This window comes from Aeromonas sp. S19(2024) (genome assembly GCF_041402625.1).
GTDB lineage: Bacteria > Pseudomonadota > Gammaproteobacteria > Enterobacterales > Aeromonadaceae > Aeromonas > Aeromonas caviae.
On the sequence record NZ_JBGLQU010000014.1, the window covers coordinates 76525 to 83700 of the forward strand.

Annotated in this window: 7 protein-coding genes and 2 tRNA genes; 7 read left to right on the top strand and 2 right to left on the bottom strand. The window is 64.2% G+C overall.

Translation table 11 applies throughout. The annotated features are described in order from the left end of the window. The first annotated feature begins 145 nt into the window (after window positions 1-145). Window positions 146-925: a TSUP family transporter gene (locus ACB037_RS19420; RefSeq protein ID WP_202043615.1), complete on the top strand. Its 780-nt coding sequence runs from the start codon at window positions 146-148 to the stop codon at window positions 923-925. A gap of 52 nt (window positions 926-977) precedes the next feature. Here ACB037_RS19420 and ACB037_RS19425 read toward each other — a convergent pair whose 3' ends face one another. Next, on the bottom strand, window positions 978-1910 hold the full coding sequence (locus ACB037_RS19425) for a LysR family transcriptional regulator (RefSeq protein ID WP_279989290.1): 933 nt from the start codon (window positions 1908-1910) through the stop codon (window positions 978-980). 51 nt (window positions 1911-1961) lie between these two features. Further along, window positions 1962-2879, bottom strand: coding sequence for a DMT family transporter (locus tag ACB037_RS19430; RefSeq protein ID WP_041215090.1), 918 nt, complete (start codon window positions 2877-2879; stop codon window positions 1962-1964). Window positions 2880-3067: 188 nt separating this feature from the next. Here ACB037_RS19430 and ACB037_RS19435 point away from each other — a divergent pair, with 188 nt between their 5' ends. From ACB037_RS19435 to ACB037_RS19460, 6 genes are all read left to right on the top strand, one after another. Beyond that, a complete protein-coding gene (locus tag ACB037_RS19435; RefSeq protein ID WP_371175783.1) occupies window positions 3068-3955 on the top strand; it encodes a helix-turn-helix domain-containing protein in 888 nt (295 codons plus the stop codon). A gap of 62 nt (window positions 3956-4017) precedes the next feature. Further along, entirely contained in the window at window positions 4018-4140 is a 123-nt protein-coding gene (locus tag ACB037_RS19440) for a hypothetical protein (protein ID WP_256094327.1), read from the top strand. 76 nt (window positions 4141-4216) lie between these two features. After that, window positions 4217-5851, top strand: a complete 1635-nt coding sequence (locus tag ACB037_RS19445) for an ATP-dependent endonuclease (RefSeq protein ID WP_010674859.1) — start codon at window positions 4217-4219, stop codon at window positions 5849-5851. A 106-nt stretch (window positions 5852-5957) separates the two neighbouring features. Beyond that, window positions 5958-6677, top strand: coding sequence for a hypothetical protein (locus tag ACB037_RS19450; RefSeq protein WP_180906908.1), 720 nt, complete (start codon window positions 5958-5960; stop codon window positions 6675-6677). A 224-nt stretch (window positions 6678-6901) separates the two neighbouring features. Beyond that, window positions 6902-6978: transfer RNA gene (locus ACB037_RS19455), tRNA-Met, on the top strand. Window positions 6979-7074: 96 nt separating this feature from the next. Further along, window positions 7075-7151 (top strand) — tRNA-Met (locus ACB037_RS19460). Window positions 7152-7176: the final 25 nt, after the last annotated feature.

The window sequence follows — 7176 nt, forward strand, 5'->3', positions numbered from 1 at the left end:
CGCACGCTGATTGATGAAAATAGAGAATCAGTTGGCTGCCATTGTTTCGTTGGCTTCATGAGCCCGCCCTCGCTAGGATAGCGACCTGTTGACTCCTTCAGGCTCCAGGCCATGCCGGGCGCCGCCAATCACACGAGGTCTATGGATGGAACTGGAACTGCTCACCCTGGTCGCCCTGTTCGGGGTGGCCCTCGTCGCCGGCTTTATCGATGCCATCGCCGGGGGCGGGGGGCTTTTGACGGTGCCGGCCCTGCTGGCCACCGGCATGCCGCCGGCCCTGGTGCTTGGCACCAACAAGTTGCAGAGCAGTTTCGGTTCCTTCTCCGCCACCTGGTTTTATGCCCGCAAGGGGCTCCTTGAGTGGGCCATCATCTGGCCGGCGGTCATCTGCACCTTCATCGGGGCGGCCATCGGCACTCTGGCGGTGCAGACCATCGATGCCGCCATCCTGGAGCGGCTGCTCCCCTTCCTGCTGATGGCGTTTGCCTGCTACTTCTACTTCTCCCCCAGGGTGAGCGATGCGGAGAGCCAGCGCCGCCTCACCCCCATGGCGTTCGCCCTGCTGGTGGGCGGGGGTGTGGGCTTTTATGACGGCTTCTTCGGGCCGGGCACGGGGTCGTTTTTTGCCATCGGTTTCGTGGCCCTGGCGGGCTTTGGCATGGCGCGGGCCACCGCCCACACCAAGCTGCTCAACTTCACCTCCAACATCGCTTCTCTGCTCTTTTTCACCCTGGGGGGCAAGGTGGTGTGGAGCGTGGGGCTGTGCATGGCGCTGGGGCAGTTCATCGGGGCGCGCATGGGCTCCAAGCTGGTACTCAAGAAAGGGGTGAAGCTCATCAAGCCGCTGCTGGTGACCGTCTCCCTGGTGATGTCCGCCAAGCTGGTGTGGAGCCAGTACCCCGAGCTCTTTGCCTGGCTGGGCTGAGCCGGTACCCCCCATGACGAGGGCCCGATCGCAGATCGGGCCCTCTTGCGTTTCAGCCCAGTGCCGTCAGTTGCCGGAAATGGGCTTGCAGCGCCTGCACCAGGCGGGCAATGCGATCGCGCTTGAGGCTGTTTGGCCGATAGACCAGGTGGAGCGGGCGGCCCAGTCCCGGCAGGGGGCGTGCCTGTGTCCCCTGCTCACCCACCAGCGCCAGCAGGCCGGCGGGCAGGAGCACGGGGCCAATGCCTGCCTTGGCCAGCTCGATCAGCGCCAGGTAGGAATCGAGCTCCATGGCGGGGATAAGCCCGAGGGCGGCCAGGGGCTCGCGCAGATAGCGGTTGGAGGGGTTCTCCAGATCCATGGTCAGGATCTTGCGCACCTTGCCCTGCATCCCCTGACTCACGTCGCCTTCAGTCAGTTGCTTGCTGGTCACCGTTTCTTGCAAGGCGCTCTGGTGATCCGGCTGCGCCGCCTCATCCAGAGCGTCCCCCACCAGATAGAAGGGCTCCTCCAGCAGCCGTTCGGCACACAGCCCATGGCCCGGCGGCAGGCGACCGGCGCAGATCCCGAGCAGGGCATCCCCGCCGCGCACCCGGGCCAGAATGACCGGGGTGTGGTGGGTAGAGAGGGCAATGTGGGGATCCCGTTCAAGGTAGGCGTGCATGAAGCGGGCGAGGTAGCCCGCCAGCAGGGTTTCGGAGCAGGCGATGGACAGAGGGGTCTGATCCGTGAGGATCTGGCTGTCCGCCAACACCCCCTTCATTTCGGCGAGGCTCGGGGCTACCCGGGCGAGCAGTTCACGGGCCTGGGGAGTGAGGCGGATATGACGGCCATCCGGCTCGATGAGCTTCTTGCCAAGGCGCTGCTCCAGCTGGGCGATGCGCTTGCTGACCGCCGACTGACTGATATAGAGGCGGCTTGCAACCTTGGCCATGGTGCCCTCGCTTGCCAGCAGGCAGAGTGTCTCCAGCCCTTCCAGTAACATGCGTCCTCCCTCCTCGTGTGTTGGACGCGGTTACCTTAGGGGCTGGTGGCATCAGGGGCAAGTACCGTTTGCGGCCCTTGATAGCGGCCAGCGCCACGCCTTGACGGGGGGTGCGAAGATCACCAGGTTGCCGATAAGGCTCACCACCACGCCGACGATGGAGACCGTCTGCCAGACAAAGCCTTCATAGAAGGTGGAGAGGGTGAGGGCCACCAGGGGGAAGAGCACGGTGGCGTAGGCCGCCTTGCTGGCACCGATGCGCCCCACCAGGGTGAGGTAGGCGGTGAAGGCGATGACGGAGCCGAAGATGGCCAGATAGACCATGGCGGCGAGGTAGCGCGGGTCGGTGGGCAGGGTGAGTGACTGACCGAGTACCGTGACCCAGCCCAGCAGCAGCGCCACGCCGTAGACCATGCCCCAGGGTACCATCTGCAATACGTGATAGCCCTGGCGCTGTCCCCGGGCGGAGACCAGGTTGCCCAGGGAGAAGCAGAGGGTGCCGGCGCAGGCAAAGAGCAAGCCCTTCCAGCCGTTTGCACCCAGTTGCGCATCCGCCAGCACCGGCCAGAAGAGCAGCAGGGTGCCAAGCAGCCCCAGCAACGATCCTTGCAGCCAGCGCAGGCCCGGTCGTTTACCCTCGAACAGCCAGAGATTGAGGCCGTTGAAGATGCTGGCACTGGCGAAGATCACCGCCGACAGGCCGCTCGGAATATAGAGGGTGGCGTGGTAGAAACAGAGGAAGTTGGTGGAAAAGAGCAACGCGCCGAGCAGGGCAGCATATCGCTGGCCCGCCCAGGGCAGGCGCGGAAACTTGCCGCTCACCGTGAGCAGGGCGAACAGGGCCAGGGCTGCCAGGGCGAAACGATAGAGCACCGAGACTTCGATGGGGATGGGGCCGAGCTGCCAGGCGATGGCAATCCAGGTGCTGCCCCAGATGAGGACGGTGGAAACATAGAGCATCAGATTCATGGTGTGATCCCATCAAGAGAAGATGATGTGATCAGCATGAACCGTGAGGCGGGGCGCCGGCTTGCACCATCTTGCGGTTTTTTCAACGGAGGCGCAGCCTTTGACCATGAGGCGCGATAAGATGGCGACAGGAAAGGGGCGGAAAGGGGCGGCAAGTGCCGGAGAGGGAGACAAGCGTGCAGCATGCCATGCAGCAGACAAGACTGGCGGGGGTCTTTGATGCCCTGGTGAGCACCGGTGCCAGGCTGGAGGACTCCTGTTGGCTGGAGCCCGGACTCGGGGTGGCGAGCTGGTGCAACCGCTACGATCAGACCCGCTACTACAAGCCGGGCAACCACACCATCAGCGTCTACCTGCAGGGGGGCGAGCAGACCGAGCGGCTGGACGGCCCCGGTGGCTATGGCGGTGCCGGCAAGGTGTGCATCATGCCGGATCACCACAGGTCCGAGTGGCTGGTGCGCGAGGAGTTTCGCTTTTTCCACCTCTACTTCACCCCCGCCCACTTCACCCGTATCGCCGAGCAGGCGTGCGACAAGGAGGGGCGTCATCTGCAACTGGAAGACAAGACCTTCATCGACGATCCCCAGGCGGCGGCCCTGGTACAGGGGCAATTGATGAAGCTGGACTGGCAGCACGGCATCGATCGCATGGCACTCTCCCACGGTGCCTGGATGCTGATGTTGCACGCCTATCGCCATCACACCCGCGAGGCCCCGGCGCTGCCGGAGGTGCGCGGCGGCCTGGCCCCGGCCGTGGTGCGCCGGGTGCAGGAGTATCTGCAGGCTCACCTGGCCGAGCCGATCACCCTGGGAGAGCTCGCCCGGGAGGCGGGTCTGAGCGAATACCACTTCGCCCGGATGTTCGGGCAGAGCCTGGGCTGTCCGCCTCACCGCTACCTGCTCGGGCTGCGGCTCAAGCGGGCCAAGCAGTTGCTGGCGGGAAGCGAGCCTCTGGCCAGCATCGCCGCCCAGTGCGGCTTCTCCTCCCAGGCCCATTTTGGCAACCGCTTTCGGGAGGCGTTCGGCCTGAGCCCGGGCCAGTGGCGAGCCCAGTTGTCATTCTCCTGTCACAGATAACCCTGAGACTCTGGGCAAAAGAGGTGTACCCTCTGTCTCTTGTCCATTGAAAGGAATGCCCATTGAATCATCGCAAACGTCAGACCCGTACTCGCCATCTCTGGTTCAACCACTGGAATGCCCCCCTCTATCGCGCCACCCAGCCGACGCCGCCCGAACCGCTCGTTCCTCACAGTTCCCGCTGAAAACGCCGTAACCCGATAGGATTTTTCCGGCAACTTTGCCACTATTGCGCCATCAGGATGGACTGGATATGGCCGCATGTTTCTGGAACGCATTGAAGTCAAAGGTTTTCGTGGAATAAATCGCCTCTCCCTCGGGCTGGACAACACCACTGTGCTCATCGGCGAAAACGCCTGGGGCAAATCCAGCCTGCTGCGGGCCCTCTGGTGCCTGCTGGGGGATGCCGAGCCCTATCAATTTGGTCAGGATGATTTTCACCGGCCCGAAGATCCCGAGCTCGAACCCTCGCGCACGCTGCAACTGGTGCTCACCTTCAGCGAGTATCGTCCCCAGATGTGCCAGCACTCCCGCCGTCTGGCCCGCCTCGGGGCGGCCTGGATCCCGCACAAGGACAAGTTCCACCGGGTGCATTATCGTGCCAGTGCCGAGTTGCAGGACGATGGCAGCGTGCTCACCACCCACGACTTTCTCGACGGCATCGGCAAGAGCCTGACCATCGACAACAACGAGGCGCTGGTGCGTCTGCTCATCACCATGAATCCGGTGTTCAGGCTGCGGGATGCCCGTACCGCCAGGGATGGTATCGAGCGGCTGCCCTGGGGGGATCTGTGCGAGCAGCGGCTGGACGAGCTGGCCGGCAAGCTCACCGATGAGCCCCAGCGCATCGGCGAGCCAGAACTCAAGGAGGCGCTGCAGGCGGTGCAGCAGTTGATGGAGCACTACTTCAGCGCCCTGGCGCCCATCAAGCACAAGCCTCGCAGCCAGCGGGATATCGTCAATCGCCCCATGACCCTGCGCAATCCCGGCAACCTGCAGGTGCTGCTGCGCAATGCGGACAACCGGGCGCTGCAACTGGCCATGGCGGGCATGGCGGCCATGCTGCTCCACGCCCGGGGCAACCGGGAGCTGGAGGAGGGGGCCAGACCCATACTGATGCTGGAAGACCCCGAGAGTCGCCTGCATCCCACCATGCTGGCCCTGGCCTGGGGTCTGCTGGAGCAGTTGCCCGGCCAGAAGCTGCTCACCACCAACTCGGGGGACCTGCTCTCCTCCTTGCCCCTCAATCAGGTGCGCCGTCTGGTGCGCCGCCAGCAGGACATCCTCTGCCATCAGTTGGGAGGGGAGCGCTACAGCAGCGACGATCTGCGCAAGATTGCCTTCCATGTGCGCATCAACAGGCCCATGTCGATGTTTGCCCGCTGCTGGCTGCTGGTGGAAGGGGAGACCGAGATCTGGCTGCTCTCGGAGCTGGCCCAGATCTGCGGCTACAGCCTGCGGGCAGAGGGGGTGCGCATCATCGAGTTCGCCCAGTGCGGCCAGGCTCCCCTCATCAAGGTGGCCCGGGACTTTGGCATAGAGTGGCACCTGCTCACCGACGGTGACGAGGCGGGCGCCAAGTATGCAAGCTCCGCCCGCTCCCTGCTCAAAGGGGAGCGCGAGCGGGATCGGCTGACCCAGTTGCCGGCGGCAGACATAGAGCACTACCTCTACCAGAACGGGTTCGAGGGGGTGTTCCGGCGTGAGGCGGGGGTCGGGGGGCGCTCCACCCTCAACGCCGGGCGCATCATCGCCAAGGCGATCCACCATCGCAGCAAGCCAGGCATGGCCCTGGCGGTGGTGGAGGAGGCGGAGCGCCTCGGCAGCGAGCACATTCCCCCTGTGCTCAAACAGATGTTTGCCCGGGTGGTCGCCCTTGCCCGGGGACAAAGCTGACCGGCGACGTTGGGAAGACGGGGGGAGTTTGGATATACTCCCTGCCTCTTGTCCTTCCTTACCCTGTGATGGGTGCACCCGCACCCGGACTGCTGCCGGAGACCCTATGTTCGTCCAACTTCCTTTTTGGCTCTTTCCCCTGACCGGTCTGATGGCCCTGGGAGCCCTGATCGCCGTGGGGCTCGTCCTGTGGCGCGGGGATCTCTGCCCGGGCCAGCGCTCGCGGATCACTACCCAGCTCTTCTCGGTCTGGGTGATCACCGGGCTCTCCCTGATGCTGGCGGTGGAGGCCAAGGTTGCGGGCTGGCTCATCTGGAGCGGGGGGGCCGCCCTGGTGCTCGGTATCGTGCTCTCCCTGGTCCAGTCTCGCCTGGAGGGCAAGCGCGCCATCCCCGCCACCCTGCTATGGTTGCCCGCCATGCCGCTCGCCCTCTACGGGCTGGGTCTGATGCAGATCCAGGGCTGGCTCGGCGGCCTGCTGCAGATGGTGCTGCTGGGGTCGGCCTTTGCCCACCTGATGCTGCTGCGTGCCCGCCACCGCCTGCAAGCCTTCAATCTGCTGCTGCCCCTGGCGGGGCTGGTCTCCGCCATCCTGAGTCTTATCTGGCTGGCGGTGCTGGTGGGTTGGCAGGGGAGTAGCGCCGGGCTCGACCCGCTGATCCCAGGGGTCCTGACCCAGGCCAGCCTGCTGGTCGCAGCCCTGCTGCTCTGGTTCAGCCCCATCTACCGTCAGCAGGAGACGGCCCCCGTGGTGGTCTCCGTGACCCTGTGCGGCCTCATCATCGCCCAGATTGCGGCGACCAGCGTGTTGCACCAGCTGGCCTGATCCCGGCGCATTCTCCCGCCCGCACCTTGTCGTGCGGGCTTTTTTTATGGGAAAGAGGGTAAAGGCGGGGAGGGGCCTGAGGGGCGAGAGATCGCTAGCTGCCTGAAAAAACTGCGATTTGTTGCAAAAGAGCGCAGTATGTGACGGTTTAATCCCCGAATAAACTTTTTTTAGGATATTTACTTGCAATCTCAGCGTTGGCGCCTATTATGGGCGACCTCTGACGCGGGGTGGAGCAGCTCGGTAGCTCGTCGGGCTCATAACCCGAAGGTCGTCGGTTCAAATCCGGCCCCCGCAACCAACTATTTGTGTTCATGGCAAGCGCTAGCGCCTGCAGTGGAGACGAAGACAGCAAGAAGCAACTGCTCTGCTTTTTGTGGTGGCAATACAATTCGGACGCGGGGTGGAGCAGCTCGGTAGCTCGTCGGGCTCATAACCCGAAGGTCGTCGGTTCAAATCCGGCCCCCGCAACCAACCATTTGTGTCCATGGCAAGCGCG